Genomic DNA, 26,295 nt, shown 5'->3' on the forward strand with positions numbered 1-26,295 from the left:
CCATGATTAAATTTTTTCTTCCATATATTTTTATATTCTATCCTATAACTATAGGAAGGGAGAAAATATGAAGAGTATTTTATAGGGCTAATTATCGTTTTAGTTTTAATCTCCTAAGTTGTTTATGTTTATCATTTGGTATCAATTAAACAGTGAATTATCAATGATTAATAGTAAAGGGACATTAATAGAATTTGAACAAAAAAATAAATATTAATTCTGAAGGAAATCTTAATAAGGCACTAACCCAAAGCACTAGTAGGTAATTTAAGAGGTAGTTTGATAGTTAATAAAAAAGCCTTAATCTAAAATAACGGATAAAGGCTTTTCATTTTCAAAGCGGCTTTTGGTTATATTTTCTCAATAGTTGATGTTTTTTCTTTTTAGATGCCAAGTTTTTAATTTTTCAACATCCGATATCCAACACCTATATGTGTCTGGATATATTTTTGATTGCGATTCACCTCAATTTTTTTACGAAGTGTTGCCATAAATACTCTTAGTGATGCTACATTGTTCTCCCATCCACTTCCCCAAATTTCTTTTGTAATGTAATTATGAGTTAAGACTTTCCCTATATTTTTGGAAAGAAGGACAAGTAATTTATACTCAATTGGTGTTAAATGCAGCTCTTTGGCTTCTAAATAAGCACAGCCAGCTGCATAGTCAATTGTAAGCTCACCATTTGTAAATTTAGCATTTTGTTGTGCGTTTTCTGTGTTGCTAAAGTGAATTCGACGAATGGCCACACGTAATCGAGCAAGTAGCTCCTCTACAGAAAAAGGTTTCGTTAAATAATCATCAGCTCCTGCGTCTAGCGCATCGATTTTGTCCTGATCTGTACTTCTTGCACTGACAACAATAATAGGCATCAAGGACCAAGAACGTATTTTCTTTATAATTTCTATACCGTCTATATCGGGTAAGCCTAAATCTAGAATGACAATATCCGGATTATGTGAAATAGCCTCTAAAATCGCTTGTCTCCCATTTGCAGCTGTATGAAATCGGTAATGTTGTGTTTCTAATGTTGTGGTGATTAAATTTCTGATAGCTTCCTCATCTTCTACAATTAAAATGAATGGTTTTATCATAAGTTCACCTCCTGTGATTGTAGAGTGAATTGGAATATGGCACCAGTTGGAAAATTGTCATGGACTGTTAATGTGCCGCCATGTGCTAGGATAATGGACTTACATAAAGCTAGGCCAATACCCATCCCTCTCCGACTATCCGATATACTTTGCGATGCTGAATAAAACATGTCAAAGAGATGCTCTTTTGCTCTGTCGTCAATGCCGTGTCCATTATCTGCAACCTCTACTACAATCCAATCATCCTGCTTTTTAGTTGAAATAACAATTTCTGACCCAGCCGGTGTGTATTTAATGGCATTATCAACTAAATTGATGAGGACCTGAATAATTAGCCTAGTATCGAGCTTTGCCATAAAAAGGTTTTCATTATCTGCTACCTTAATGACATGTTCGCTACTTTTACGGTTGATATGCTTGAGTGCTTCATCAATTACTTCTTCTATTAGCTCCGCTTTCATCTGAATTTGCATTGTCCCATCCTCAATTCGCGTAATAGAAAGCAAGTTTTCAACTAAATGAATCAGCCACTTTGCATCATCATAAATATCCTTGTATAACTGAATCTTTGTATGTTCTTCGATGTGCGTGCCATTTGATATAAGAATGTTGGCATTTCCTGAAATCGTTGTCAAAGGCGTACGTAGATCATGGGAGATGGCCCGTAATAAATTGGCGCGTAATTGCTCATTTCTTGCGTGTGAAACAGCTTCTTCACGTTGCCGAATAAAATGTTCTTTTTCAAGCGCTAATGCACATTCTCCAAGCATGGACAAAACTAAATTTTTTTCAAAAGCATCCAGTGTATCGCCTTGTTTTAATGAGATGCCCATAACTCCATATACATTTAAATTAGTTCGTAATGCTAAATATAAGCATTTAGCATTACTTAATGTATTTGTTGATGCGCCAGCATGTTTACTGTTATTAAATACCCAAGTAGCAACTGCATGTTCATTTTCGGTAATAAGTGAGTCTGTATGAATAGCTTGATTATTCGAGATAACTACAGATTTTTGTAGCTCATTATCTAGTACAGGGTAGTAGACAATTGCACGATTTAATAGTTTTCGTACTTGATGTGCAGCTGTATCTAAAATGGCAACGGAATTGTTGGATTGCTGAAGCAATTGATTTGTTTCGAGTAATATTTTTGTTCGGTATGCTGTTTCAGCAGAAATATGTGCTTGTCTACGGAGCTTACTTGCTAATGTTCCAATCGTAAAAGCTGTTATAAACATAATGATGAATGTCACATGATAGCTCTGTTCATACGTTGCTAGTGAATATGTTGGGTAGATAAAAAAGAAATTAAAGGCCAGGACACCGAGCGTGGCCATTAAAATACTACAAAAAAGACTTGCCGTTACAATTGCAGTAGCAAGAACACCTAGTATATAAAGATTTATAATATTTGTTTCGCTTAAGTTTAATAGTTTAAATAAAAAACCTATGACAGTGGTGATAGCCAATATTACAGCTACTTTTGTTAAATCAGACGGTGAAAAAGTAATTTTTTTATTCCAATCCTTCTTTATTTTATAGTGCGCCTTTTGCTGGTCCGGAATGATATGGATATCTAAATTTGGTGCTAATTCTGTTAACTGTTCCGTGAAGGACTTTTTAATAGGAAATAAAGAACGCTTTGTATTAGTGCGACCGATGACAATTTTTGTGACACCAGTATACCGTGCAAATTCAGTAATTTGGAATGCGATATCGGCACCGTTGACTTTTTCAACTAAAGCACCGAGTTGTTCAGCTAAGCGTATATGTTTTTTTAATCTCGCTTTATTGTCTTCTCTCCATTGATCAAACTCAGGTGTTTCCACAAAAAGTGCAGTAAAATGCCCGTTAAATGCATGCGCCATTCGAGCTGCTGTTCGGATAATTTTTTCGTTAGAAGGAGAGGAGGATAGACAAACTAAAATGTGCTCTCCAGCATTTAAATAATCTTTTATTGTTGATTTCGATTTTTCTGCAATATAATGTACACGGTCAGCTGTACGTCGCAAGGCAACTTCACGTAATGCAACTAAATTTTCTAATTGAAAAAAACTCTGTACGGCCTTTTCAGCTTGTTTCTCCTCATAAATTTTCCCCTCATTCAACCTTTCTAAAAGCTCAGCTGGCTCAATATCAACGAGTGTTACTTGATCAGCATCATCGAAAAAATGATCTGGAATGCGTTCACGTACGATTACACCTGTTAGAGAAGCGACTAAGTCATTTAAGCTTTCAATATGCTGGACATTCACTGTAGTAAAAACATCGATGCCCGCCTTTAAAAGTTCTTGAATATCTTGATACCTTTTTACATGCCGTGCTGGTTCGATATTGCTGTGAGCAAGTTCATCTACTAATAAAAGCTGAGGTTTTCTAGCCAAGGCGGCGTCTAAATCAAATTCTTGTAAGGTCATACCTTTATGTCCAATCGTTTGTGTTGGGATTCTTTCCAGTCCTTCTAATAAGGCAGACGTCTCGGGCCTTGTATGAGGTTCAATATACCCGACAACAACATCCACACCTTGAGCCTTCATCTCATGAGCTGTTTTCAACATGGCATAAGTTTTGCCTACACCAGCGGCATAACCAAAGAAAATTTTAAGGTGACCATGGTTCTTTTCTTTTTTTATGGTATACATTCGTTGCAAAATTGTATCAGGGTTTTCTCTTTCGAAATGCATCTTTTCCCCTCATTTATCCAATTAGATTTATCCATAGTATAGCGTAATGGATGTTAATGAAGAATAAGAATCTATCTAAGTAGTATTAAGAACGTATAAAGATATTCTTATCAATCAAAGATTTCTGTTTAGTCGCCGTTCTTAATGCAAACTTAATACCAATCGTTGTTTTCCTAACACCGTATTCATTTGGTATTTTGTATTGTTAGGTTAAAGGGGGAATGGTGATGCAATTCATTGTAAATGCCATTGGAATAGGCGCAATTCTTTTGTTACTTTACTATGTTGCTATTTTGCTAAGGGGTGATCAAGGATGATGAGTAGCTTGCTCCAATACGGTTTGTATTTATTAATTGTTATACTGCTGGCAATTCCATTAGGCAAATATATCGGCAAGGTTATGAATGGCGAGCGCGTTATCATTTCAACAATTGTTATGCCGATTGAAAAAGGCATTTATAGCCTTTTAAAAATTAAATCAACAGATGAAATGGATTGGAAGAAGTACTTGTTTTCGGTATTGATTTTTAGTGGTATAGGCTTTCTATTTTTATTCGCTTTACTAGTAACTCAAGGTGTTTTATTTGGAAATCCGCAAGGAATTGCGAATATGAGTTGGCATTTATCATTTAATACAGCAACCAGCTTTATAACAAATACGAATTGGCAATCTTATACGGGGGAAGCACAGGCTACGTATTTAACGCAGATGGTCGGCTTAACGGTTCAAAACTTTGTCTCGGCTTCTACTGGTATTGCAGTCCTTTTTGCCTTAATTCGTGGATTTAAGCGGGTGAATAGTAAGGAAATAGGTAGCTTTTGGATTGATATGACGCGAGTAACGCTCTATATTTTATTGCCTATCAGCTTAGTAGTAACTGTCGGTTTAATTTCACAGGGAGTAGTACAAAACTTTGAGCCTGCACAATCAGTACAATTACTAGAACCGATTGTCATCTATGATGATGGCACAATTATTGAGGGTGTAACGATTCAAGAGGAATCAGGTAAAGTGATGGTCGACGGTGAAGTCATAAAAGGTGCACAAGTGATTACAGAGCAATTTGTACCAATGGGTCCAGCGGCTAGCCAAATTGCCATTAAACAGCTAGGTACAAATGGGGGAGGTTTTTTTGGTGTAAATTCAGCTCATCCATTTGAAAATCCAACAGCTTTTTCAAATTTACTAGAGTTGATTTCAATCTTATTAATTCCGATTGCACTATGCTTTACATTCGGTTATAGCATACAAGATAAAAAGCAGGGAACTGCAATATTTATAGCGATGTTCAGTTTACTTGTTCTTGCTATTGCTGGCTTGGCAATAGCAGAACAAACAGCTACACCACAGCTAGCTCAAAATGGGTTGGTAAATGTTTCGATGGATGAGCAGGCTGGTGGCAATATGGAAGGTAAGGAATCGAGATTTGGAATTGCTTCCTCTGTTACGTGGACATCTTTTACAACCGCGGCATCCAATGGCTCTGTGAATGCTATGCACGATAGCTATACACCGCTTGGAGGGATGATCCCCATGATACTAATGCAGTTGGGGGAGGTTGTTTTTGGCGGTGTTGGAAGTGGTCTTTACGGTATGCTGTCATTTGTTATTTTAACCGTATTTATAGCTGGTCTTATGGTAGGTCGTACACCAGAATATTTAGGGAAAAAAATTGAACCGTTTGAAATGAAATGGGCAGTGCTTTGCTGCTTGGCCACGCCTATAGCAATTTTAGTGACTGGCGGTATTGCTGCCATTGTGCCAGCAGTCATGAATAGTACAAATGATTTGGGGCCTCATGGGTTTTCACAGCTGTTGTATACATTTACGTCAGCAGGAGCGAATAATGGATCTGCTTTTGCAGGATTTGTAGCTAATACACCTTTTATAAATGTGATTTTAGGATTATCCATGGTTTTTGCTCGCTTTCTTCCAATTTATTGTACATTAGCGATTGCGGGGAGTTTAGCGCAGAAAAAAAGAATGGCTACAACCGCGGGCACGTTATCTACGAGCGACGGATTGTTTATTTTCTTACTGATTTTTGTCGTACTGTTAGTAGGTGCGTTAAGTTTCTTCCCAGCTTTAGCGCTGGGGCCAATTGCAGAGTTTTTGATCATGTGGAGTTAGGAGGTAGTTTAAATGATACAAGATACAAATAAAGGCTGGTTAAATAAACAGATCCTTGTGAGGGCTGTAAAGGATTCCTTTATGAAGTTTCATCCGAAATATCAAGCACAAAATCCCGTTATGCTACTTGTGTATATTAGTTCTATATTAACTTCATTGCTATGGATTTTCTCGTTATTTGGTATTCAAGATGCAGCTTCTGGTTACACGTTGGCTATTGCACTTATTTTATGGTTTACAGTTCTATTTGCAAACCTTGCAGAGTCAATCGCGGAAGGAAAGGGGAAGGCGCAGGCGGATACATTGAGAGCTGCCAAAAAGGATGTAGCGGCAAATAAGCTAAAGAGTCTCGATGATTTAAATACGATAGAAATCGTTCCCTCTGCGATGTTACAAAAGGGTGACTTTATTCTAGTACGTATGGGTGAACAAATTCCAGCGGATGGTGAAGTTGTTGAAGGTGCCGCATCTGTTGATGAAAGTGCAATTACTGGTGAGTCTGCTCCAGTAATCCGAGAAAGCGGTGGAGATCGTAGTGCTGTGACGGGAGGAACAACAGTCATTTCAGATGCTCTGATTATTAAAGTGACAAGTATTCCTGGAGAAAGTTTTCTAGATAAAATGATTGCAATGGTGGAAGGGGCACAACGGAAAAAAACACCAAATGAATTAGCACTTCAAATGTTACTTGTTGCCTTATCGATTATATTTATTTTAGTAACGTTATCGTTATATACGTTCTCTTCGTTTTCTGCAATTTTAGCAGAGAAAAATAATCCTGTTTCAGTAACAACGCTTGTTGCATTGCTTGTATGTTTAGCACCAACAACAATAGGCGCACTACTTTCAGCCATCGGAATTGCAGGTATGAGCAGATTAAATCAGGCGAATGTTCTAGCGATGAGTGGGAGGGCAATTGAAGCAGCAGGTGATGTAGATATTTTAATGCTCGACAAAACCGGAACAATTACAATTGGAAATCGTCAGGCGACAGAATTTATAGCTGTTGATGAAGTAAAACCAGAAGAATTAGCAAATGCTGCACAATTATCATCATTGGCTGATGAAACACCAGAAGGACGAAGTATTGTCATTCTCTCAAAAGAGAAGTTTGGTATACGGGGTCGTTCTATGAAGGAACTTGCTTTGAAATTTATCCCATTTAGTGCAAAAACGCGCATGAGTGGTGTGGATTTTGAAGGACATGAAATCCGAAAAGGTGCAGCTGAAGTGATGAAGCAGTATGTAGAGCAAAATGGTGGTACGTACAGTAAGGCGTGCGAGGATGCAGTGAAGCGAATAGCTGAAATAGGTGGGACACCGCTAGTTGTGTCGCAAAATTTTCGAATATTAGGTGTAATTTATTTGAAGGATATTGTGAAGCAAGGGGTACAAGAGAAATTTGCGGATCTTCGTAAAATGGGTATTAAAACGATTATGATTACAGGGGATAATCCTCTCACTGCTGCCGCAATTGCAGCGGAGGCAGGTGTCGATGATTTTTTAGCAGAGGCAACGCCTGAAGCAAAGCTCGAAATGATAAGAGATTTTCAAAGAAACGGGCATCTAGTAGCCATGACAGGTGACGGTACGAATGATGCACCAGCTCTTGCTCAAGCAGATGTAGCTGTTGCCATGAATACGGGCACACAGGCTGCGAAAGAGGCTGGTAATATGGTGGATTTGGATTCTTCACCAACGAAGCTAATTGAAATTGTGCGTATAGGAAAGCAACTACTTATGACAAGGGGAAGCTTAACAACTTTTTCGATTGCGAATGATTTAGCGAAATATTTCGCGATTATTCCTGCCCTTTTCGTCGGCTTATATCCCCAATTAAATGAGTTAAATATTATGCAATTACACACTCCAGAAAGTGCGATATTATCAGCGATTATTTATAATGCTGTCATTATTATTGCACTGATTCCCTTAGCGCTTAGAGGGGTGAAGTATAAAGAAGTCGCAGCTAATAAGTTGTTAGCGAGAAATATACTTATCTATGGCATTGGAGGGATTGTTACACCATTCCTGTTGATTAAATTAATCGATATGTCACTGGCAGTTTTTATTTAACAGTCTAGTTTTTTTAGAAAGGGGTATTAAAAATGAAACGGTTTAACGGAACTGTATCTAGAGCAATCGGTATTTTTGTCGTATTTACAATCATTTGTGGAGGGATCTATCCATTGCTTATGACTGCGTTTGCGCAAATGGTATATCCTGAAAAAGCGAATGGTAGTTTACTAGAGGTTGATGGGAAGGTGTATGGATCGGAACTGCTAGGTCAGCAATTTACTGAGGATTCTTACATGTGGGGAAGAATAATGCAACTGGATACAGCCACATATAAAGATGCAAAGGGAAATGTGGTGATGTATGCTTATCCTGCAAATTTAAGCCCTGCAAGTGAGGAATTTGAATCCTTAGTAGCGAAACGTGTAAATTTGATTCTAGAGGCGCATCCCACAAAGGTGGGTGAACCGATTCCAGTAGATTTAGTCACAAGTTCAGGCAGTGGCCTAGATCCAGGAATTTCAGTGGCCGCTGCTATGTACCAAGTGGAACGCCTAGCAGAAAATAATGACATATCGATAGAAGAAGTCAAAAACATCATTCGAGCATGTACTGATGTAAAATTTTTGGGGATATTTGGCGAAAAAACCGTCAATGTATTAAAGGTGAATTTAATGCTAGATGGAATTTTAAAATAAATTTTAGATAAATTTCCACCTGGCTGTAAGATTTAATTGTAAAGTACGTAACAGCATTAAGAAGATAATCGGTTCGATTATGAAATAAAAAATTTACATGAGCATTAAAAATAAGAGGTGCAATTCGCACCTCTTTTATGAAATTAGCATTAGAATGAATGTCTTTGTATATACTCCGGAAAAAGAATTATATGTAAATCACGAACATATTTGTTCAATTTAGCTACTAATTCAAAGTCGTTTGTTCTACTAATTTTCATTTTCTTTTCCCTTTGTAAAAATTCTCATCCTAGTCACAACTTCAGCTTGCTAGCTAATTTCTCTTTCAACAATCTCATGTATAGGGTACTTCACTTCCGAAAAGTTACGGATTAGTAATTCTTCATTCGTTAAATCTCCGGTCCTTTTATCAAACGTTTTTCTCCATATTTCATTTTGACGATAGTTTTTCGCGTCTTGTTTTACGAACTGATGATTCCGTTCCTCTATATGAAAGGAATAGGGGATTAGCTCATTGGAATAAATGACTCCTTTTAAATGCTTTTCCGTAACCCAGATCTTTATTTGAAAAGAGGTAGTAGTAGGATTATAAAATCGTAAATCTACGTAGTTATAAAAAACGCTTGCTCCGCTACCGAATGGCAGAGTACGACCTGAGTCAGGAAAGGGGTCAAAGCTATGATGATGCCTTTCAGTAACGACAAGAGGGGTATGTAGGACCATCCAATACAGTAGATTCGCAAGCTGGCATATACCTCCACCAATTCCCGTCTTTACTTCCCCTTGGGAAAGCTGCATCCCTTCAATATAACCTTTTCCCTTTGTAGCCTTTCCGACTAGCTTCCAAAAGGAAAAGATTTTACCAGGCTTAATGATGACGCCATCTATTTTACTTGCCGCAATCTTAAGATTTACTATCTTGTTTTCCTGCAGCTCAGGATCGCTATTGCCTAATGTCCTCCTTAATAGCGACTGGTGCTTCTTGCAAGAGTGGGGGAACGTAATGGATGGTGCTCTTTCAGTCGCAAACCTATATGTGTCTTTTAAGTTGAGCAGAGATCGAAATAGCCTTTTCTGTTGGATACGAAGATGATAGAAGATGGGATGAACTTCAGACAGTCACATTATTTTCCACCTTTCTCTTACTAAGCTCAATTCTATTTAACTTATTAATACCTACTAGGAAATATTCAATTTTACTTAGTAACATAACTTGATTTAATCAGATGTGCTTTGTTTGAACTCAAAAACCTTTTATCAAGACGAATAAATTCCTCCTGCTTTTCCATTTCACTGCACATAACACCGATGTTGTCTTCATAAATACTATCGTGTTGATGCCAAAATTCCTCTACGTAGGTTTCTCGCCTTTCCAATAAAGTTAGGATCTCTTTACCGTCGATATATGTAAAAGACCTAGGCACTTTAAAATCGAATTCCATTTGTTTAATTTTCGTGAAAGAAATAGGGTCCTGAAATAGTTGGAAGCTTATAATTGGGATGATTGCTCGTTCCTTGTTTTCGATACAGCGATCCATTCGATTCATTATTTGATGATTTTCCACATATAAAGCTTTCAAATCTTCAGGATGAAGAGCTTTGCCTAATTCCAATATGCCTATAAATTCACTTACTGGTCTTGTGAGATATAAATACGCTGTCACAGGCTCTTTACAGAAGGACTTTCTATATTCATATTTTTTAAGTCCATATAAGAGGGTTCTGAAATAATCAGGATGGAATGATAAATGATGTTTTTCTTCATGAAAAAAGCTCCTTTGAGTCTAGAGTACGAGATGTTCTTCTTAGATAAAAGAATACCATTAAATGTCAGTAAATTGAAAAATGCAGAAATATTTATTTCAAGGTTGCAAAAATGTCATCTACACGTCATCTAAAGAGAGGGCTGGGTTCCAATAACTTCCCTATAATGAACACATAGCAAAGAAAGGGGAAATAATAAATGAAAAAAACAATTTGGGGCTTCCTAGTAACCATAATCGCGATAACTACTCTCAGTGGATGCAATTTGTTGGCGAAAGCAAATGGGGTAATACTATACGGAGAAGAAGAGGAAATTGTAGCTACAATAGATAAGGAGAAGGATGAGTTAGTAAAAGAAGAACAGCATCAGATGAAGATTCTAGAAAATGGCAATAAACAAATCATGATACTTACGGACGAAACAGCACAAGCATTACTTGATAAAAAATTAATTAGAGAAATAACAAACCAAGAGAAAGGGAAATCAAAAGCTATTGAATCCCTTCCGAAAGTGACTAAAGGAGAAGGATTACTTTTTGCCAGGGAACAGAAGAATGATATCACTGCTGAAGGCGTCGATATAAAAATTAACTATGAGGGAAATCTTATCATCGGAGAAGGAAGAACATATGCGGATATGTTTTTAATCGTTCATGAGGAGGACTGGGCGTCTTTCCAAGGGACTGAAAAGATGATGGCCATATTAGAATATGACAAGGATCCAAGTGCCCAAGGAATAAGTTATGACGTAGAAAAAGCGCAGTTAGTTAGAATACAGGAATAAAAGAAGGGATTGCCCATTTATCGGGTGATCTTTTTTCATTTTAAGATGATAGGTTCAATTACTATCTAAGTGCCTACTACAAATAATAAAAACATTTTATCTTCGTCATGAATATTTCACCCACTAAGTATGTATAGTAAAAGAATCTATTACTTAGTTGAAAGGTGGAATAAGTAATCAATAATCGAGCAGGTTTCTTGATAAGATTACAAGCGAATATCATAGACTATTTTCTTTTAAACTTACTATGCGGAATCGTTATATACTGCGTGTATCTGATTTATCCAATAAAACCTATGAGTTATGATAGCTGGAGAGTCATTTATATATCTTACTTAACCATCATACCTGTCCTTTGGAAAGGATATGTAATAGGGAAGCGGATATGTGAAATTAAAATAAAACGTGCGAAAGACGGTAAAGACGTGACTTTGTTCAATATGTTCATGAGAGAAGTAGTGGGTAATTATCTCCTTGTTTTGATTACTTTCGGAATGTCGGCTATAGCCAGTATATTCATGATTATGCTTCGAGAGGATAAAAGGGGAGTGCATGATTTTATCGGAGGAACCTACGTTGAAAACACAGGAAGATGACTTGTCTTATGAAAGTTAGTTGTTGAAAACACTTAAGATTCTTTTCAAGAGTTTAGAAACTTTAGTGCTTCTCATTTGTTCTGTCCTACCTTAGCTTAAACATGTTTAATATCTAGTTTTTTAAAGCTCACAACTAAAATGAATACAAGCAGATACACCGAAGACATAAATAACGAGAAAGTCTCATAACTAACGTCAAATAGGAAGTTTACACCAAATAACAGGTCGTAAAAATTACATAAAAAAGATATTGAATGGATGCTATCATATCCAAGACAGCATAATCCATCGTAGTGTCTTCAATCATTTTGCTAACATATACAACTATTATTTTATTTCCATTATCGGCTCGAATTCTTTTAGTAGCTCATCCACCCAAGTAGTATCCACCGGACCATTTAGAATATGATAATAGTCTCCTCCATTTAAAAAAATTAATCGCTTTTCATAGATATACACTATTACTCGGTTTTCCTCCTTACTAATGAATGTTAGGTCAAAGCCTTTTTCACCTGCCACATTGCTATCCTATTCTCTGTCCTTCATCTTTTTCACTCGATAACCACTTAAAAATTCTACCATTTGTTCAGCATGTTTTTTATCATGGGAGATGAACTGATTATTCAAAACTATAGCTTCAAAATCAGTTAAATCATAGTCAATTAGTACATCTAACCCCTTTTCTCTATTTTCCATATAGTGATTAAAAATTAGAAGGGTTATTGCTGAAACAATACCGATCATGATTATTTTATTTTTCTTCATTTGAACTCCCTGTTAAATTAGTTTCATCAATCATACTATTTTTTACCATTTTATGCTACATTTATAGTTAGAATTATGCGAATTTTAAATGTGGAGAGATGAGCTAATGAAGGAAGAAATGGGCAGTCTGATCTGTAGGAAATTTATTGCTACTTTCTTTTCAGCTACAATCGTTACTATTCTTTTTTTATATCTGATGGATATTTCTAGGTTGACACATTATCGATGGATTGATTTTATCGCGTTCTTCCTGCTTTTTTATATGTATATCGGGGGAATAATCCTCGTATATGGAAACCTCGTATCTATTAGTGTTGAGAAGGTGCAAAGAAAATTGTCCAAGGAACAGGATTGGCTGTATGTCATCATACTTGGTGTTTTTGGGCTAGCGAACGGTCTCCTTTTTCAAGAATTCATATTTGGTCTACTTGGATTAGTTGCTGCTGTCATTTATGCAATTGTCGATAAGTGGTTAAGGAAAAGAATAAAGGAAGAGAAAAGTATCAAGGCGTTTTTACTGATTCCTATCGCTGCTCTTCTCATCTCCTGGGGCTATTACGGATTAACTTTTCAACCATTGTCTCCTTTAACGATGGAGGAAGCCGTTCAATATGTAACCTCCGGGGAGGGGACCTACATAGACCATTTCCCAAAGGAGATAGGTGAATGGAAAGGGACAGTTGAGGGGTATTCCTATCAAGTAAAAAGAGAGACAAGTGCCAAGGAAATCGATGAAGGTACCTATAAAGTGATCTTTACGGAAACATGGGGTAACGAGAAAAGTGAGAGAGCATGGATACTAACTTACATCGTAGAACGCGAGTCATCATTTTTATATAGTGAAGAAGGCATTAAGCCTCCATACTATTAAAAATGATGCAATTTCAAAAAGAATAGGGAATAGTATGAGGATATTTCGCTTGATACAAATATCTGTTGCTTTGTTTGTAATTAGTATCTTCTATTATTTTATAGAACCTAAGCTACCAGATAGCATGTTGCTTAAAATATTCATTTTGGCGCTGGTTCTATTAACACTTAGTTTTCTTACGGACAGATTAGATGGTCGAATACAACTTTTGGAAAAACGTATCGACAAGCAGCTAAGCGTATGGATTGTAGTTGGGTTACTTATTCTACCATTATTAATTCCTTTATTTACTTAACGGGTTGCAGCATGTCAAACTCTCGGCAGAAAGAATTAAAAAAAGAGGGACATGATTTATCAGCAGATCAGCTGGAAGAGCTTGAAGAAAATAAATCCTTCCTCACTACTTTATTAACAACAGTTAGAACTGACTTAGGAGAAGATAGCCTCGTCTGGTTCAAAGAGATTCAGTATGATTCGTCCAAGACCCAAAATAACTCTTTTCAGGACAAAGAGGGGGTGAGAATTAATACATACATCTGAGATATCTTTGTCCAACTCGTTTAATATGTAATAACTCCTACGATAACCATCCTATATGCACCCCTGCTATCCGTCTATCATATAATACGGATAAATAAGAGAGGTGAAAGAAGTTTGTCTACTTTTTTTGACCAACAAAGTACTTACCCAAAGCCATATTTAGCGAATGGGATAAACATTAGCTCGAATCAAGATTACTTTTATCTAAATGAGAAGCTAGATACCGAGAAAAGAATAACAGAACAAATAAATGAATTAGCGAGTAACTTTGAAAAAATAAATGATGAGATACTAGAAGTGATCTGTAATCATCATCAATTAAAGGATACAGTGCATCAAAATCATAAAGAAGCGCTCTTTAAACTCAATCAGCAGGCCAGATATAACCGAAATTTGTCTAAACAGATCCGTCTAAGTAAAACAGACCATACTTTCATAAAGACTCAACTGGATAATCTAAAGGGGAATAGTCAAAAATTCAGTGAAGAAATGAGTCAATTGGAAAGCGGTATTACACATCGAATAGATAAATTTACGCATGAGCAACAATTATTTAGAGATCAACATGAAATGGAAAGAAGTCTATTTACGGACCAATTAAATAGCCAACAAGAAAGGGTTCAAAATCTGAGTGAGGTAATTAGTCAAACCAAATCTGAAATAAGTCTCCCATTAGAAAGCATAGAAAAGCTTGCGAATAAAATGAAGAGAATGGTCCGAGAGCATCAAATGTTAAAAGTAATCGTTGATTCATCTATTTTATTACAAAACAATATAAACCAAGAATTTAAGAAACATCTTAGTCAATGCCATTCTAATAGCAGTGAAATGCCTGTACAAGCTGAAAACGAAGTTCATATCCTTTCTAAGCAATTTACCACTAATTTTGAGACCATTGAAGAAGTGAAACAGCAACTCGGAAAAACGGAGCAGCTACCCGTGGAGAATGAGTTGATTCAATACCCTTTTGCTTTATTTTTAAATATTTTACCCTCCAATTATCCTGCTCAAAGTATTTTCGTAAATGGGAAGCAAGAGAGGGTAACCGCATTTTTAAGCGTAAATAATCAAGAAAAGGTTGCTCTATTTCTCGAGGATGAAAAAGTAAAAAAATATGATTATCGAATTATTGAAGGTATTACGCTTGGGGAAGAATGGTAAGTAATACATTTGTTTAAGCCTGTGGCTCCAATGGAATTTCTAAAAGTTGATTGGGCGTCGTGAACGTGTGCTTATAAGAAAAGTTGCAACTTGATAGAGATCTCTTTTGGGCATGATTGTTTCATCTCAAACTAAGAATTACCAAAGCTGAGTCATTCATCTTTGCCCATCACTCTAATCAAAGTTGCAACCAGTTGCCACTTTGTATTGCCTGCACTTTTATAAAGTCTTAACGATCCTTCTTATAGCACAAGACGTGTAATTAAGAAAATTATACTTCTTCTTCTTCTACTTCAGCTTCACCAAATGCTACACCATCAATTTTATTGATGTCTAAGACTGTAATCAGTCCTTCTGCATCTATAAAGAAAGCTAGTCCTGTGTCATTGTTTAGGTTAGAAAACCTTGCAACTTCAACAGCAATTCCATTCAAGAATACAACCCCTAAAGGGTAGTTAGCCGGAATTTTTTTAAAGAATTTCTCGAAATTTTGACTCATATTCTCACCACCTTGTCTAAGATTATCCCTAATTTCTCTGCAGGGATAATATAGTATATTGCTGCTATGTATTTATACATAGACAAACATAATGACAATTAAATAATTTTTCAAAAAATCTATCAAAGCTTATATGATAGTTAACATGTAGTTTACTTACTCTCTAACAACATCTATAGAAAATCTATTTCTTAAAGTAGCAAGAGAACAAATGCTCCCTGGCTTACCAGATAAAAAAGAAGGCCCTGCAGACACAAGAAGTGAGCTGTAGGGCCTTCTAATTCAATCAAAGAGTATGGTAACAGGTAAAAACCTTAACAAATCTTCAAGTAATATCAGATGATATAACTGATTATTTCTCCACCTACTTTACAGTATCAGCAGCCTTCTTCTTCCACTTCCGCTTCACCGAATGCCACACCATCGATTTTGTTGGTGTCTAAAACTATGATCTGACCTTCCGCATCCACAAAGTATGCTAACCCTGTTTCTGTATTTAGGTTAGAAAAGTTAGCAACTTCGACTGCAATCCCGTTTAAAAAAACGACTCCCATAGGATAGTTCACGGGAATATTTTTTAACAATTGTTCAAAACTTCCGCTCATCATTTCACCACCTCATGTAAAAACACTTTATTTATAATTGGAACAATATAGTATATTGTGGGAACGGAGGTTCATCTAGACAAAAGAAACCACTCAAAACAATTTTCTTTGCAAATTATGTATGTTAAAGAGAAAAGGAGCAGGATTTAGTTGGACCATTCCATCCTGCTTCTTTTCTATATTCTTAATGCAAAACATAGTAAGCCGAATGTTAGGGACAAAAGGAAGAAACTGAAAAACCCGAGGACTAATAGGATACTTTGTTCTGTGAATGCAGATGGTGGAAGGCCACAAAGTGCAGGGTTCAAGGCTACTGCTCCAATCATGGTTCCCATCATTCCGGCAACTCCTCCATTAAAGAATCCAGCTATTAACGATTGTGTATTGAGTATCGCCCCAAATGCCATTCCTATTAATATCCCAAGTGTCATGTTTATTGCACTCATCATTCCTAGGTTAGTAGGAAATAGTAGAAAGAGATTAAGGGAGGTGACAATTCCTAGAATACTACTGCCTGTTAAAGCTACAACAAATGCAAATCGATCACTGAATAAGATTCTTGACCTGTTAAGAAACCGAAAACCTAAGTATCCAATCAAACTATTAGCCAGAAGAATAACAAACAAAAAAACCTGCATAAAAGAAACATCTCCCATTTGCTATGAAAATTTTGAAGACAACATCAACATGAAAAATGACCCGATTATAAATAATTCTAGAGATAATATAAAAAGGATGCTATCTGAAGCAGCAGCCCCGACCATTGGAGCCATAATCCCCATTAACAGACCATTTATATATCCAGTTAACAGCGTTTGATAATCGAACATCCCACCAAACAAGCTTCCTACAATCATGCCAACTAATGTAGCTGCAATCGTAATCTCTAAGTAATGCAAGGGAAAGCGGTTTATTAATAAGACTCCTGTTAATAAAGCTAACCCTCCTCCGCTAACCATAGCAATATTCATACCAAGGTGGAACCCGATTAGTTTTCGATGCTGAAAAAGATAAATATACGAGATAAAAGCAACAATAAAATTACCATACAAAAAAATACCGACCCATTGTGACAATTCTCCTCACCTCTCTTCTAACATATGAAGATTCTTGTAGTTTTTACCTTCATTTTGAAATTTTTTGTGAATAATAAATCCTTTACTCCCATACATTATGGTGAAGTACTGTGCAAGGAGGGGTTTTCTTAAACACAAGGATGAGGTTGAACGATTACATTCCGCTTTTGATGGAAAAAAGAAGGAACGAGAAGGGAAGGGAAGAGGAAATTTATGTAACAGATGAAGGATTGACTTCACCTCCAGGGACCGGATCGTCGGAAGAAATCCGTATATTCATGGATTATATGAAACAAGCAAATTTATTAAAAATTACGGAAGCGGCACCTGAAAAAAAAAAGTACTATTGTTGAAAAGATTTTTAAATATGAAACGGAACCAGCAAGTGGTCATTTATTCGAAATGTGGAGCTGATACCTTACAAACGCTTGGCAAAGTTAGCTCAGTTGGGCGTGATTTTGTGATGATAACCAATTTGAATGAGCGGATCTGGTTGCCCTATCATTCTATTGATTCAGCTAATATTGCAACGGGGATACCAAACTTTTCGAACAGTCATCAGTATTTATTGTTTGATAACGATTTAAGAAATAAGCTGCTATACAACTTCGGGGAGACAGTGTCGAAAAGAGACGTATTAATTCAGCAATTTTACGAAGAATCTTTAGCCACCAGTCTACAATCTTGGGGGAACACTTGGGTAAAGGTTCGTACAGCTAATGAAGTGAAATTTGGAAAAATAGTAACTGTCACCGAAGGAAAACTGCACATTTCACTATTAAAGGAGCAACAAGTGGTTGAGTTAGGTCAGATAGCAACCATTCATAGTATAAGGTTCTTTAGTCTGCTGACATTGTTAGGGAAGGAAAAAATACGCCAATTTTTCAAATGAGAACTGGGTGTTTCATTTCATGATGTATTGCTTATAGGAGGAGAGGAATTTTGGAGAGACCAAATGAGCATTTAGAAGACGAAAATATAGAAGAAAGCAATGATGAGAGTAGTTCAGAAACCGTGGAGGTCACTATTATTAACGAACTCGCTGGGTTTATTGGTGAAGAAATATTAATCGTCACAGAGGCTTCACAGCTGAACCTCCTGGGTCAGACATTTAGACCGATTTTTGTTGGTCCGATAGTGGAAGTCGAAGGGGGTCATATTACATTGTTCCCTGTGACGATAAAAATATTAAATGCGCCTTTCTATAGATTTCCAACACCATTATCCATTCCTTTAGAAAAGATTGCCCACTTTACACCTAATTTCGATAGTGACATTAGGTTTCCACTGGTATAACCGAGGACCCTTAAGGGAGGAGGAACAATATAATGAAACGAATTAATTCGGAACAACATGCTATTAATACGAACCATGACGTGGAACTGCTTAACCACTTTAGGGATGGAATAGGTCATAAAGTGTTTATACTCACTCCATCGTACCCGTTTATGTTTATCGGAGAGATTCTCTCTATTGTGGAGGATTCAGTTGAACTGTTCGTGGAAACAACTCAATTTTCCCAGCTAGAAAATCGAATATGGTACATTCATGTCGACAACATAGAGGTGTTTTATATCGAGCGTCCTGGAGAACCAAGAATTCCAGAGCTAAACGATATGAAGTAAGGCGGCGAGAGGAGTGAGTTAATGAACAGGAGATTTCATGTGGTTGCTATTCCCGTACGCATTGTGGTCAATAACTTTGGAGATCATAATCCGGATGGAAGAATGTATGTATTAAAGGAAAATGAATCAAAAGTAAAAGATTTGATTAAAAAAAATCCGTTCTCACCAGTCGAGCTAGTGCAGCCCCTTACTATCAGGGCTAATGCGGGAGATACGGTCGAAATTCTTTTTGAAAATCAACTTCCCTTTGATGCAGGGATGCATTTTCAGGAAGCAGATTATAATGTCTTATCCTCTGACGGGGCGAATGTGGGGTATAATCCAAGCTCGTTAGCTGCCTGTGGTGAAACGATTCTTTACCGAATCCAAACACCTACAGAGGGGATCTATTTTTTTACTGACCTTGGCAACGTCTCTAGCACAGAAGAGGGATCTAGCATACAAGGTCTATTTGGGGCATTACTTGTGGAGAGAAGAGGCTCTTGGTGGACGGATCCTGTGACCGGAGGAAATATAAATAGTGGTGTGTTTGCTGATATCCATCACCCATTTCTACCTTCTTTCAGGGAGTATGCATGGTTCTTCAATGATGAGATGGAAGTGGATGATTTAACTGGAAACAGACCGCTCAATCCTGTTACTGGTCAGGAGGGAGAGTCTTTTCATGGCGTAAATTATCGCTATGAGCCGCTAACAAATCGTCTAAAACTGATAGAAGAAGGCGTTGTCTCTCCAGAGTGTGACGGAGAAGAGGTTCATCATGATTCATGGGTATTCGGGGATCCTGCCACACCTATTTTGCGAGGATATAGGGGGGACCCTGCGGTTATTAGAATGATCCATGGTGCAAGTAAGGAAACGCATGTCTTTCACTATCATGTACACCAGTGGTTGAGAGACCCAAACAATATGCATTCGGAGGTTGTGGATGCACAGGCCATAAGTCCGCAATCTCATTATAACGTCGAACCATTATACGGACTTGGAAGCCTACATGGTGGAATTGGTGACGTGGTTATTCACTGCCACTTATATCCTCATTTCGAAGCAGGGATGTGGGGAATCAATCGTATTTTCGATACGCTTCAGGATGGTAGCCAATGTTATCCAAATGGACTTCCAATTGCTGCTCTTCAGCCTCTACCTGGTCGACCATGTCCACCGAAGCCAACAAAAGAGAGACCTGGATTTCCTAACTTCATCCCAGGAAAAGTAGGATGTAAAGCTCCTAGACCACCACTAGGAATTGTAGGTGGTCGAGATATGACTGTACTTGAAAAAAATGCAGCTGTTCCAAATGCAAGACCAGGTGCAGTTTTTGTTGATTCCTGTCTTGGAAACCCAGTGGTTGTAGAATTTGATTGCTCCATTATCGAACTTCCGATTGTGTATAACAAACAGGGCTGGAATGACCCGAAAGGGAGAATTTACGTTCTTGATAAAGATATCGAAGACGTGTTATCTGGAAAGAAAGAGCCGGAACCACTTGTCCTGCATATTCCAGCTGGTTCGTGTATTAGGTTGAACTTTACCAATCGATTGCCTACTGTGATGGACGGGGATGCATTCCAGCTCGTGACGAGAATATATGAGACTGGGTTCCATATTCATTTCGTCAAATTTGACGTGCTTGTTTCCGATGGTGCGAACGTCGGTTGGAATTATGACAGCTCTGTCTTACCTGGTGAGACTATTCGCTATGAATGGTATGCAGACACAGAGTTAAAGGCCTTTTTCTTACATGATCACCTTTTTCCTGTTTCTCATCAACAGCACGGTGCATTTGGAGCGGGAGTCATACAACCACGGTTCTCGAAAGCTTATGATTCACAAACAGGTGAGGAAACAGATAGAGGAACGCAGGTAACAATCAAAAACCCGCTTATTCCAGATTATCGGGATTTTTCTCTATTTGTTCAAGATTTCACGTTATTGTTCAATAAAGATGGAAAACCAATCCAGCCGCCTCAATTTCCTGGTTCGCAGGATGACCCCGGGGTTTTTGGAGTCAATTACAAGAATGAACCGCTCCAATTCCGACTTGGGAAAGATTGTGATCCAGCTTATTCCTTTAGCTCTTTTGTGAATGGTGACCCAGTCACACCTATCTTAAAAGCCTATGAAGGAGATCCGATTCGAATACGTTTACTACAGGGTGCTCATGAAGAGTCACACAGCTTCAACATTCATGGATTAAAGTGGAAGCAAGAACGCGCGAGTAATGATACAGTCTTAAGAGCGCAACAGCATATCGGTATATCCGAGTCTTTTACCTTGGAGATGGATATTCCACTTGCTGGAGACTACCTATGGGCTTTTGAAACAGAAGAAGATGTCTGGAACGGTACATGGGGATTGATTCGAGCGTTTGACCAGCAGGTAGAAGGGTTGATTCCATTATCCGATCGTCCATTGCCTCATCCTAGAACGAAGCCTTTGCCTAAAGTGACAGGAAAACCACCTGCCCTTGCAAACCCACAAAGCACATTTCCACCTGAAGCAGCAGCTAACGTACCAATTAGAAGGTATAATGTTGTGGCCTTTCAGACACCTATTATTTATAATTCCTACGGGGACCATGACCCTTACGGTATTGTCTTTGCTCTCGAAGAAGACGTGGATGATATTCTCGCTAAGAAGAAAAATCCAGAACCGCTCGTATTAAGAGGGAATGTCGGGGACCTGGTGGAAGTTACGTTGACTAGTCGACTGAAATTTGAGCTATTTCCTTTCCCGGACGGCATACATCCTTATCCGCCTGTAAAGGAACAAGCATTTTATCCACCATCATTAAGGATCTCTTTGCATGTAAGTTTGCTTGATTATGACGTAAAAACTTCTAGTGGGGATACTGTAGGATTTAATCCGGATCAAACGGTTGGTCCTGGAGAAAAAATCACCTATCGTTGGCATGTTAGTGAGAATGTTGGTACATGTGCAATGTGGGATATGGCAGATTTACGAAATCACCGCTCCTTTGGCACATTTGGCGCCTTCATTGCAGAACCACGCTTTTCAACCTACCTAGATCCAAAAACTCTTGGACCTGTCAAAACAGGCACTAATATAGTTTTAAGCAATCCTCTCTTAGGTAATACCAGAGAATTTGTTCTTATCCTGCATGATGGTGTTCGACTAGTCGATAAACGAGGACAGTTAATTGTGGATCCTCTTGCAGGTGCTATTCCTCAAGCAGCTCCAGATGATGATGTCGACACTTATGATAATGGGTCCAGAGGTTTTAATTATCGGTCAGAAAGATTGATCAACCGTTATACAGAAAAACCAAAGTTAGGTGATTTGTTTAGTTCGAAAGTGTTCGGTGACCCTGCGACTCCTGTTTTCGAAGCATATGCTGGCGATTCCGTTGTCATTCGCCTAACCAATCCTTCAGAGCGAAGAAGAGCGCATACATTTCATCTACATGGTCACGTGTGGAAATTTGATCCTCGAGAAATAGAATCGCGCACAGATTCCTATGTTGGTCATATTGTAGCAGGTGCAGCAGAAGATTTATATTTAATTGGCGGTGCAGGAGGCAGATTAAATTACCCGGGAGATTATATGTATCGATCAGGGAATATAAGATGGGATATAGAGCAAGGTATGTGGGGAATTATACGAGTCCATGATAAAGTGCAGTCTTATTTGCCGGTAATACAAAATAAAAACTTAGAAAATCACTAATAAAAAATGATGTTCATTTTTAAAATGAACATCATTTTCTTTTAAACGCGTATTGCGGTAGACATGTTAGACATCTACTATCTTAAAGCTCCATAAGAATATTAATGTAGATTTTCGATAGTCATTATGGAGTCGAATGGAACAATACGGGAATGCATCTTACATTTACAGTCTTTTTTCCTTTTTTTATTGTGTACTTCTTTAACCAATACTTCTGCAAAATCTGTTCCGACATTCACTAATCTACCTTGGATCCTCTCATTATCTGTAACCATTATTTTAACGTCACAATCTAATAATTGACGTAGCCTAAAGGACATACCACTTGTTAAACCACCTAAACGAATGGAAAAACGATCATCACAATAACAATTGTGATGATGCTTATGACAATCACAGTCATCGTGGTGATGGCGCTTATGGCAACCGCAGTCATCATGGTGATGATGTTTATGGCAACCGCAATCATCATGATGGTTATGATGATTATGACAACCACAGTCATCGTGGTGATGACGGTTCATATGACCATTCCAATCATCGTGATGGTCATGGTTTTTCCGACATTTACAGTCATCATGTCGGTGATGTTTCTTATGGCAATCGCATTCATTATGATGATGCTTTCTACAATCATCACAATGACAATCATTGTGTAAACTCATATACCTTTCTCCTTTAACTCGTAGAATTCTATTGCTGTTGAAACAGTCATCATTACTTCGTTTTTTTAATGGGGTTAGCAAACGAACTTTCTTTCTGGGATAACAATCATAGGGGCTTAACTCGAAGAACTTATCGTAAATACACTTGGCATGGCATTTGTTGCTACAGCAAGTTGAATGGTTCTTGTTATAACAATTGTTTGAATAGCGATGAGATTTTCCATGACTATGACAGTGACAGCTTTGAAAACTTGTCAATTCTTACACCTCCTTTCCTAGCTTCTATTATCTTATGTCTGTCCCAGTCAATAGGAATATGTAGTATACCTATCGATGATAAATAAGTAACTATGCTTAATAGAAATAGAGGGGAAGTATTTTTGAAACTAGTTTTATAAAAAAGAACAGAAACACAGAATTTTTATACGGATGTGAATAAAATAGAGGAATAGGATGCACTATCCATGAGATAGGTAATAGACAGACAAATGTGAGGGCCTATATGAATTAGCTGATATCGACGTAAAGGAAGGCTTGCATAAAATGCTTGTACAAATAGCAGATAGGAGAGTAATCCTTTGGAATTCAAACAGCGGTTAATAAAATACGTTGTTACATTCATCATTTTGCTAGGGTTCATGTTCACTTTTTATTTCTGGAATGAAAGCAAGGAAATACCGGTGCTGGATAAGGTAGAAGCTTTTGAAATGAATACCGTTTTTGGAGAGCCATATAATTTGACGAATAAAAAAGTAAAATTATTAACTTTCTTCTATACTCGTTGTCCTGATATTTGTCCAATGACCATGTTTGATTTTAAAGATTTACAGGATCAGCTTCAAAAAGAGGGACTATTTGGGACTGAGGTAGAGCTTCTTGCAATCACTCTAGATCCTGAAAATGATAGTCAGGAGATTATAAGAGAGTATGCTAATTTGTTTGAAGCAAATCCGGATGGGTGGAAATTTATGAGGGGAGAATTGGATGAAACGAAAGACATTGCTGACTCATTAAAAATGAAATATAAAAAGGTTAATGACGACTTTATTTCTCATAATACGACGATGTATTTGATAGATCAGGACAATAATATCCGCAGCCTGTTTAATATGGCAAATTCAAAAGAGCCGGTAGATAAGGAAGAAATCATGCAAACGATTCGGATTATCATTCAAGAATAACAGTTTAGGAGCAGCGTATTAAATCCGATTGTAGCTGAACACACCTGAGAGGAAGAATTTCTTCTTCTGAAAGGAGGTGATTTAATGAATAAGAAGAAAGATGACAAAGGTTTTTGTTGTCCAGAATTTGTTCCTCCAGGTGCACCAGACGATTTTTGTATCCCCGAAAGTTGCTGTCCTCCACGTCTCAAAACCCCTAAATTCCCTTCCCCCACATCGTGTCTTCCAGAGGAGCAGACACGAGAGCTTGAAGAGTTAATCGATAGGACGAATGAATTGCTATTGGATTTAGCTTTATCTAGTGAACGACCAGAAGAGGGAAGAATGAGAGCTTTTGATGGCTTATTAGGTCAATTCGTTGAAGTTATATTAGAGAGGGAAGAAGATGGAAATCAAGAAAGTAAGAAACAACAAATACCACCATTAGAATTTGAGACAACCGTTGACCTAGTATTACCAGAGGAAAAGCCTGTCCTACAGAAACAAAAGAAAAAGCGCTACTGGACAAAAAAGGTAGTGAAATTGAAGAAAAAGGAAAAAAGAAGAGGCAAGAAAGCTAGTAAAAATAAGAGAAACGCAACCATAGTAAAAGGTAATAAGAAAAGTGCGAGAGAGAGGTTAAAAGGTTATGTACATCTCTCAGGCCGAGACTTCGTTCTTTTAAGAAAAGATAAAGAAAAATTATTAATTCCTTTGAGGCGAGTTGCTTTAATCAAAGCTCGCGATCGATTTGCACAGCCTATTGATGAACCAGCATTATTAGATATTGACCCTTGCCTACGAAGAGCAATAACCTTTAATTTTGGAAAAACGGTTGCTTCTTCGCCAGAATTAATTGAAATATTTTTCAGACTGACCATCGCTATATTTTTATTAATTAACTTGGGGAAAAAGGTGAAGATAAAGATAGAGGACGAAGAAGTTCAAGGAACCTTAAGGGATGTTAACAAGGAATCTCTCGTTATTTCCATGAATAATGATAAAGAAAAGATTATACCAATCCAATCAATATCTTTTATGATTATTAGTGAGAACTAATTTAGCTAGTTGCACTAGTTGGACAAAATACAAGGCTAGTAGTGATTTTGCACAAAAGATCGAGACAATTTTTAAATCCAATGGCGCTGACTAAGCAATCTACCTTATGAAAGGACATCTATTTCTATCAATGTTTTTCAGAAAGAAATAGAAAAGTAGATTGGTATAGCTTTTTCAGCGCCATTTATTTTGTCACACATGAACTTTGTAAACTGTCTATCAAGCACTATAACCGATTTCTAACAGATCCTTGTGGGGGACCATTCTAATTACTCCAGTACTTCCACTTCTAGCTTCGGCATGTTGTGCATATTTCTTGCCGTTACATGAGCTATCACATAATAAAGGCCAGGCTCATGAAATATTTTATGGATGAAATATACCTCTTCCTCTGGATGTATTTCTCCTTCCACCGTTTCACGTTCCTCGTATCCATCTCTCCAGATCTCAAACTTCACCTCTGTCGCATCTGTCACTATTTCTTTCCCTTGGGTGATTTTTGCCTTGATCATGACCTCTTCATGAACCTTTACCGGTTGTGTCTCTACTTCTATCATTACATCAATCAATTCAGCATTTCCTGCTCCTTTTTGATCATTATTGCAACCAGTCACCAGTATAAGAGCCATAATCAGTAGACACACCACTTTCTTCAAATACAATTCTTCCTCTCTATCTATTAATTTAGGTTGCTATTGGAGCGGTAACGTAGAGGGGAAGGTAGGCTACTCTCATTTTGACACCCATCCACCCCACAAAGATCAAATAATCCCTAGAAAGCGAGTCAAATACCGAATTCCTATTATCCATCT

28 protein-coding genes are annotated in these 26,295 nt (G+C 37.4%); 17 read left to right on the forward strand and 11 right to left on the reverse strand.

Annotated features, from left to right (window positions below; genetic code table 11):
• Positions 1–398: 398 nt before the first annotated feature.
• Positions 399–1,094, reverse strand: a complete 696-nt coding sequence (locus AC1VU3_RS03490; protein WP_482982774.1) for a response regulator — start codon at positions 1,092–1,094, stop codon at positions 399–401.
• Positions 1,091–3,781, reverse strand: a complete 2,691-nt coding sequence (locus AC1VU3_RS03495) for an ATP-binding protein (protein WP_482982775.1) — start codon at positions 3,779–3,781, stop codon at positions 1,091–1,093. Before AC1VU3_RS03495 ends, AC1VU3_RS03490 begins: the two co-directional genes overlap by 4 nt.
• 313 nt (positions 3,782–4,094) lie before the next feature.
• Here AC1VU3_RS03495 and kdpA point away from each other — a divergent pair, with 313 nt between their 5' ends.
• The 3 genes from kdpA to kdpC all read left to right on the forward strand — a co-directional run bounded on the left by kdpA (position 4,095) and on the right by kdpC (position 8,626).
• On the forward strand, positions 4,095–5,912 hold the full coding sequence (kdpA, locus tag AC1VU3_RS03500; RefSeq protein WP_482982776.1) for a potassium-transporting ATPase subunit KdpA: 1,818 nt from the start codon (positions 4,095–4,097) through the stop codon (positions 5,910–5,912).
• An 81-nt stretch (positions 5,913–5,993) separates the two neighbouring features.
• On the forward strand, positions 5,994–7,988 hold the full coding sequence (gene kdpB / locus AC1VU3_RS03505) for a potassium-transporting ATPase subunit KdpB (protein WP_482982904.1): 1,995 nt from the start codon (positions 5,994–5,996) through the stop codon (positions 7,986–7,988).
• Positions 7,989–8,020: 32 nt separating this feature from the next.
• Complete coding sequence (gene kdpC / locus AC1VU3_RS03510; protein WP_482982777.1) at positions 8,021–8,626, forward strand: potassium-transporting ATPase subunit KdpC; 606 nt, start codon at positions 8,021–8,023, stop codon at positions 8,624–8,626.
• A 309-nt stretch (positions 8,627–8,935) separates the two neighbouring features.
• On the opposite strand, the gene AC1VU3_RS03515 is transcribed toward kdpC, so the two are convergent.
• A complete protein-coding gene (locus AC1VU3_RS03515; protein ID WP_482982905.1) occupies positions 8,936–9,745 on the reverse strand; it encodes a VanW family protein in 810 nt (269 codons plus the stop codon).
• Between the two features lie 77 nt (positions 9,746–9,822).
• Positions 9,823–10,290, reverse strand: coding sequence for a hypothetical protein (locus tag AC1VU3_RS03520; RefSeq protein WP_480387917.1), 468 nt, complete (start codon positions 10,288–10,290; stop codon positions 9,823–9,825).
• 299 nt (positions 10,291–10,589) lie between these two features.
• Here AC1VU3_RS03520 and AC1VU3_RS03525 point away from each other — a divergent pair, with 299 nt between their 5' ends.
• Both AC1VU3_RS03525 and AC1VU3_RS03530 read left to right on the forward strand, forming a co-directional pair.
• Positions 10,590–11,174 carry a lipoprotein BA_5634 family protein gene (locus AC1VU3_RS03525; RefSeq protein ID WP_480387918.1) on the forward strand — a complete coding sequence of 195 codons (585 nt, stop codon included), beginning with the start codon at positions 10,590–10,592 and terminating at the stop codon, positions 11,172–11,174.
• A 197-nt stretch (positions 11,175–11,371) separates the two neighbouring features.
• Positions 11,372–11,770, forward strand: coding sequence for an RDD family protein (locus AC1VU3_RS03530; protein ID WP_482982778.1), 399 nt, complete (start codon positions 11,372–11,374; stop codon positions 11,768–11,770).
• A 327-nt stretch (positions 11,771–12,097) separates the two neighbouring features.
• On the opposite strand, the gene AC1VU3_RS03535 is transcribed toward AC1VU3_RS03530, so the two are convergent.
• Positions 12,098–12,289: a hypothetical protein gene (locus AC1VU3_RS03535; RefSeq protein WP_482982779.1), complete on the reverse strand. Its 192-nt coding sequence runs from the start codon at positions 12,287–12,289 to the stop codon at positions 12,098–12,100.
• Positions 12,290–12,298: 9 nt separating this feature from the next.
• Positions 12,299–12,535, reverse strand: coding sequence for a hypothetical protein (locus AC1VU3_RS03540; RefSeq protein WP_482982780.1), 237 nt, complete (start codon positions 12,533–12,535; stop codon positions 12,299–12,301).
• A gap of 106 nt (positions 12,536–12,641) precedes the next feature.
• Here AC1VU3_RS03540 and AC1VU3_RS03545 point away from each other — a divergent pair, with 106 nt between their 5' ends.
• The 4 genes from AC1VU3_RS03545 to AC1VU3_RS03560 all read left to right on the forward strand — a co-directional run bounded on the left by AC1VU3_RS03545 (position 12,642) and on the right by AC1VU3_RS03560 (position 15,107).
• On the forward strand, positions 12,642–13,406 hold the full coding sequence (locus tag AC1VU3_RS03545; protein WP_482982781.1) for a hypothetical protein: 765 nt from the start codon (positions 12,642–12,644) through the stop codon (positions 13,404–13,406).
• Positions 13,407–13,455: 49 nt separating this feature from the next.
• The gene (locus tag AC1VU3_RS03550) at positions 13,456–13,701 is read left to right on the forward strand and encodes a hypothetical protein (protein ID WP_482982782.1); all 246 of its coding nucleotides are present in this window, start codon (positions 13,456–13,458) and stop codon (positions 13,699–13,701) included.
• Positions 13,702–13,712: 11 nt separating this feature from the next.
• Positions 13,713–13,946, forward strand: a complete 234-nt coding sequence (locus AC1VU3_RS03555) for a hypothetical protein (RefSeq protein WP_482982783.1) — start codon at positions 13,713–13,715, stop codon at positions 13,944–13,946.
• 114 nt (positions 13,947–14,060) lie between these two features.
• Positions 14,061–15,107: a hypothetical protein gene (locus tag AC1VU3_RS03560; protein WP_482982784.1), complete on the forward strand. Its 1,047-nt coding sequence runs from the start codon at positions 14,061–14,063 to the stop codon at positions 15,105–15,107.
• Between the two features lie 271 nt (positions 15,108–15,378).
• Here AC1VU3_RS03560 and AC1VU3_RS03565 read toward each other — a convergent pair whose 3' ends face one another.
• From AC1VU3_RS03565 to AC1VU3_RS03580, 4 genes are all read right to left on the reverse strand, one after another.
• Positions 15,379–15,606 (reverse strand): hypothetical protein, encoded by a 228-nt coding sequence (locus tag AC1VU3_RS03565; protein ID WP_482982785.1) that lies wholly within the window; start codon positions 15,604–15,606, stop codon positions 15,379–15,381.
• Between the two features lie 377 nt (positions 15,607–15,983).
• Positions 15,984–16,211, reverse strand: a complete 228-nt coding sequence (locus AC1VU3_RS03570) for a hypothetical protein (protein WP_482982786.1) — start codon at positions 16,209–16,211, stop codon at positions 15,984–15,986.
• A 176-nt stretch (positions 16,212–16,387) separates the two neighbouring features.
• Positions 16,388–16,849 carry a hypothetical protein gene (locus AC1VU3_RS03575; protein WP_480387926.1) on the reverse strand — a complete coding sequence of 154 codons (462 nt, stop codon included), beginning with the start codon at positions 16,847–16,849 and terminating at the stop codon, positions 16,388–16,390.
• A gap of 21 nt (positions 16,850–16,870) precedes the next feature.
• Positions 16,871–17,287 carry a hypothetical protein gene (locus tag AC1VU3_RS03580; protein ID WP_480387927.1) on the reverse strand — a complete coding sequence of 139 codons (417 nt, stop codon included), beginning with the start codon at positions 17,285–17,287 and terminating at the stop codon, positions 16,871–16,873.
• A gap of 146 nt (positions 17,288–17,433) precedes the next feature.
• Here AC1VU3_RS03580 and AC1VU3_RS03585 point away from each other — a divergent pair, with 146 nt between their 5' ends.
• The 8 genes from AC1VU3_RS03585 to AC1VU3_RS03620 all read left to right on the forward strand — a co-directional run bounded on the left by AC1VU3_RS03585 (position 17,434) and on the right by AC1VU3_RS03620 (position 25,483).
• The gene (locus AC1VU3_RS03585; RefSeq protein ID WP_482982787.1) at positions 17,434–17,640 is read left to right on the forward strand and encodes a hypothetical protein; all 207 of its coding nucleotides are present in this window, start codon (positions 17,434–17,436) and stop codon (positions 17,638–17,640) included.
• A 14-nt stretch (positions 17,641–17,654) separates the two neighbouring features.
• Positions 17,655–18,179, forward strand: a complete 525-nt coding sequence (locus AC1VU3_RS03590; RefSeq protein WP_482982788.1) for a hypothetical protein — start codon at positions 17,655–17,657, stop codon at positions 18,177–18,179.
• A gap of 50 nt (positions 18,180–18,229) precedes the next feature.
• Positions 18,230–18,583 carry a hypothetical protein gene (locus AC1VU3_RS03595; protein WP_480387929.1) on the forward strand — a complete coding sequence of 118 codons (354 nt, stop codon included), beginning with the start codon at positions 18,230–18,232 and terminating at the stop codon, positions 18,581–18,583.
• A gap of 32 nt (positions 18,584–18,615) precedes the next feature.
• On the forward strand, positions 18,616–18,912 hold the full coding sequence (locus AC1VU3_RS03600; RefSeq protein ID WP_480387930.1) for a hypothetical protein: 297 nt from the start codon (positions 18,616–18,618) through the stop codon (positions 18,910–18,912).
• Between the two features lie 21 nt (positions 18,913–18,933).
• Complete coding sequence (locus tag AC1VU3_RS03605; protein ID WP_482982789.1) at positions 18,934–22,599, forward strand: multicopper oxidase domain-containing protein; 3,666 nt, start codon at positions 18,934–18,936, stop codon at positions 22,597–22,599.
• Between the two features lie 386 nt (positions 22,600–22,985).
• Positions 22,986–23,258 carry a hypothetical protein gene (locus AC1VU3_RS03610; RefSeq protein WP_480387932.1) on the forward strand — a complete coding sequence of 91 codons (273 nt, stop codon included), beginning with the start codon at positions 22,986–22,988 and terminating at the stop codon, positions 23,256–23,258.
• Positions 23,259–23,842: 584 nt separating this feature from the next.
• Complete coding sequence (locus AC1VU3_RS03615) at positions 23,843–24,445, forward strand: SCO family protein (protein WP_482982790.1); 603 nt, start codon at positions 23,843–23,845, stop codon at positions 24,443–24,445.
• An 84-nt stretch (positions 24,446–24,529) separates the two neighbouring features.
• Entirely contained in the window at positions 24,530–25,483 is a 954-nt protein-coding gene (locus AC1VU3_RS03620) for a hypothetical protein (RefSeq protein WP_482982791.1), read from the forward strand.
• A gap of 269 nt (positions 25,484–25,752) precedes the next feature.
• Here AC1VU3_RS03620 and AC1VU3_RS03625 read toward each other — a convergent pair whose 3' ends face one another.
• Positions 25,753–26,130 carry a FixH family protein gene (locus tag AC1VU3_RS03625; RefSeq protein WP_482982906.1) on the reverse strand — a complete coding sequence of 126 codons (378 nt, stop codon included), beginning with the start codon at positions 26,128–26,130 and terminating at the stop codon, positions 25,753–25,755.
• Between the last annotated feature and the right edge of the window lie 165 nt (positions 26,131–26,295).

Source organism: Psychrobacillus sp. Z16_25, from assembly GCF_056856695.1.

Excerpts from the sequence above, each read along its gene's own strand:
- AC1VU3_RS03490 (WP_482982774.1), bottom strand. The coding sequence starts at position 1,094 with ATGATAAAACCATTCATTTTAATTGTAGAAGATGAGGAAGCTATCAGA.
- AC1VU3_RS03495 (WP_482982775.1), bottom strand. The coding sequence starts at position 3,781 with ATGCATTTCGAAAGAGAAAACCCTGATACAATTTTGCAACGAATGTAT.
- kdpA (WP_482982776.1), top strand. The coding sequence starts at position 4,095 with ATGATGAGTAGCTTGCTCCAATACGGTTTGTATTTATTAATTGTTATA.
- kdpB (WP_482982904.1), top strand. The coding sequence starts at position 5,994 with ATGAAGTTTCATCCGAAATATCAAGCACAAAATCCCGTTATGCTACTT.
- kdpC (WP_482982777.1), top strand. The coding sequence starts at position 8,021 with ATGAAACGGTTTAACGGAACTGTATCTAGAGCAATCGGTATTTTTGTC.
- AC1VU3_RS03525 (WP_480387918.1), top strand. The coding sequence starts at position 10,590 with ATGAAAAAAACAATTTGGGGCTTCCTAGTAACCATAATCGCGATAACT.
- AC1VU3_RS03540 (WP_482982780.1), bottom strand. The coding sequence starts at position 12,535 with ATGAAGAAAAATAAAATAATCATGATCGGTATTGTTTCAGCAATAACC.
- AC1VU3_RS03545 (WP_482982781.1), top strand. The coding sequence starts at position 12,642 with ATGAAGGAAGAAATGGGCAGTCTGATCTGTAGGAAATTTATTGCTACT.
- AC1VU3_RS03555 (WP_482982783.1), top strand. The coding sequence starts at position 13,713 with ATGTCAAACTCTCGGCAGAAAGAATTAAAAAAAGAGGGACATGATTTA.
- AC1VU3_RS03565 (WP_482982785.1), bottom strand. The coding sequence starts at position 15,606 with ATGAGTCAAAATTTCGAGAAATTCTTTAAAAAAATTCCGGCTAACTAC.
- AC1VU3_RS03570 (WP_482982786.1), bottom strand. The coding sequence starts at position 16,211 with ATGAGCGGAAGTTTTGAACAATTGTTAAAAAATATTCCCGTGAACTAT.
- AC1VU3_RS03575 (WP_480387926.1), bottom strand. The coding sequence starts at position 16,849 with ATGCAGGTTTTTTTGTTTGTTATTCTTCTGGCTAATAGTTTGATTGGA.
- AC1VU3_RS03590 (WP_482982788.1), top strand. The coding sequence starts at position 17,655 with ATGAAACGGAACCAGCAAGTGGTCATTTATTCGAAATGTGGAGCTGAT.
- AC1VU3_RS03600 (WP_480387930.1), top strand. The coding sequence starts at position 18,616 with ATGAAACGAATTAATTCGGAACAACATGCTATTAATACGAACCATGAC.
- AC1VU3_RS03605 (WP_482982789.1), top strand. The coding sequence starts at position 18,934 with ATGAACAGGAGATTTCATGTGGTTGCTATTCCCGTACGCATTGTGGTC.
- AC1VU3_RS03610 (WP_480387932.1), top strand. The coding sequence starts at position 22,986 with ATGACAATCACAGTCATCGTGGTGATGGCGCTTATGGCAACCGCAGTC.
- AC1VU3_RS03620 (WP_482982791.1), top strand. The coding sequence starts at position 24,530 with ATGAATAAGAAGAAAGATGACAAAGGTTTTTGTTGTCCAGAATTTGTT.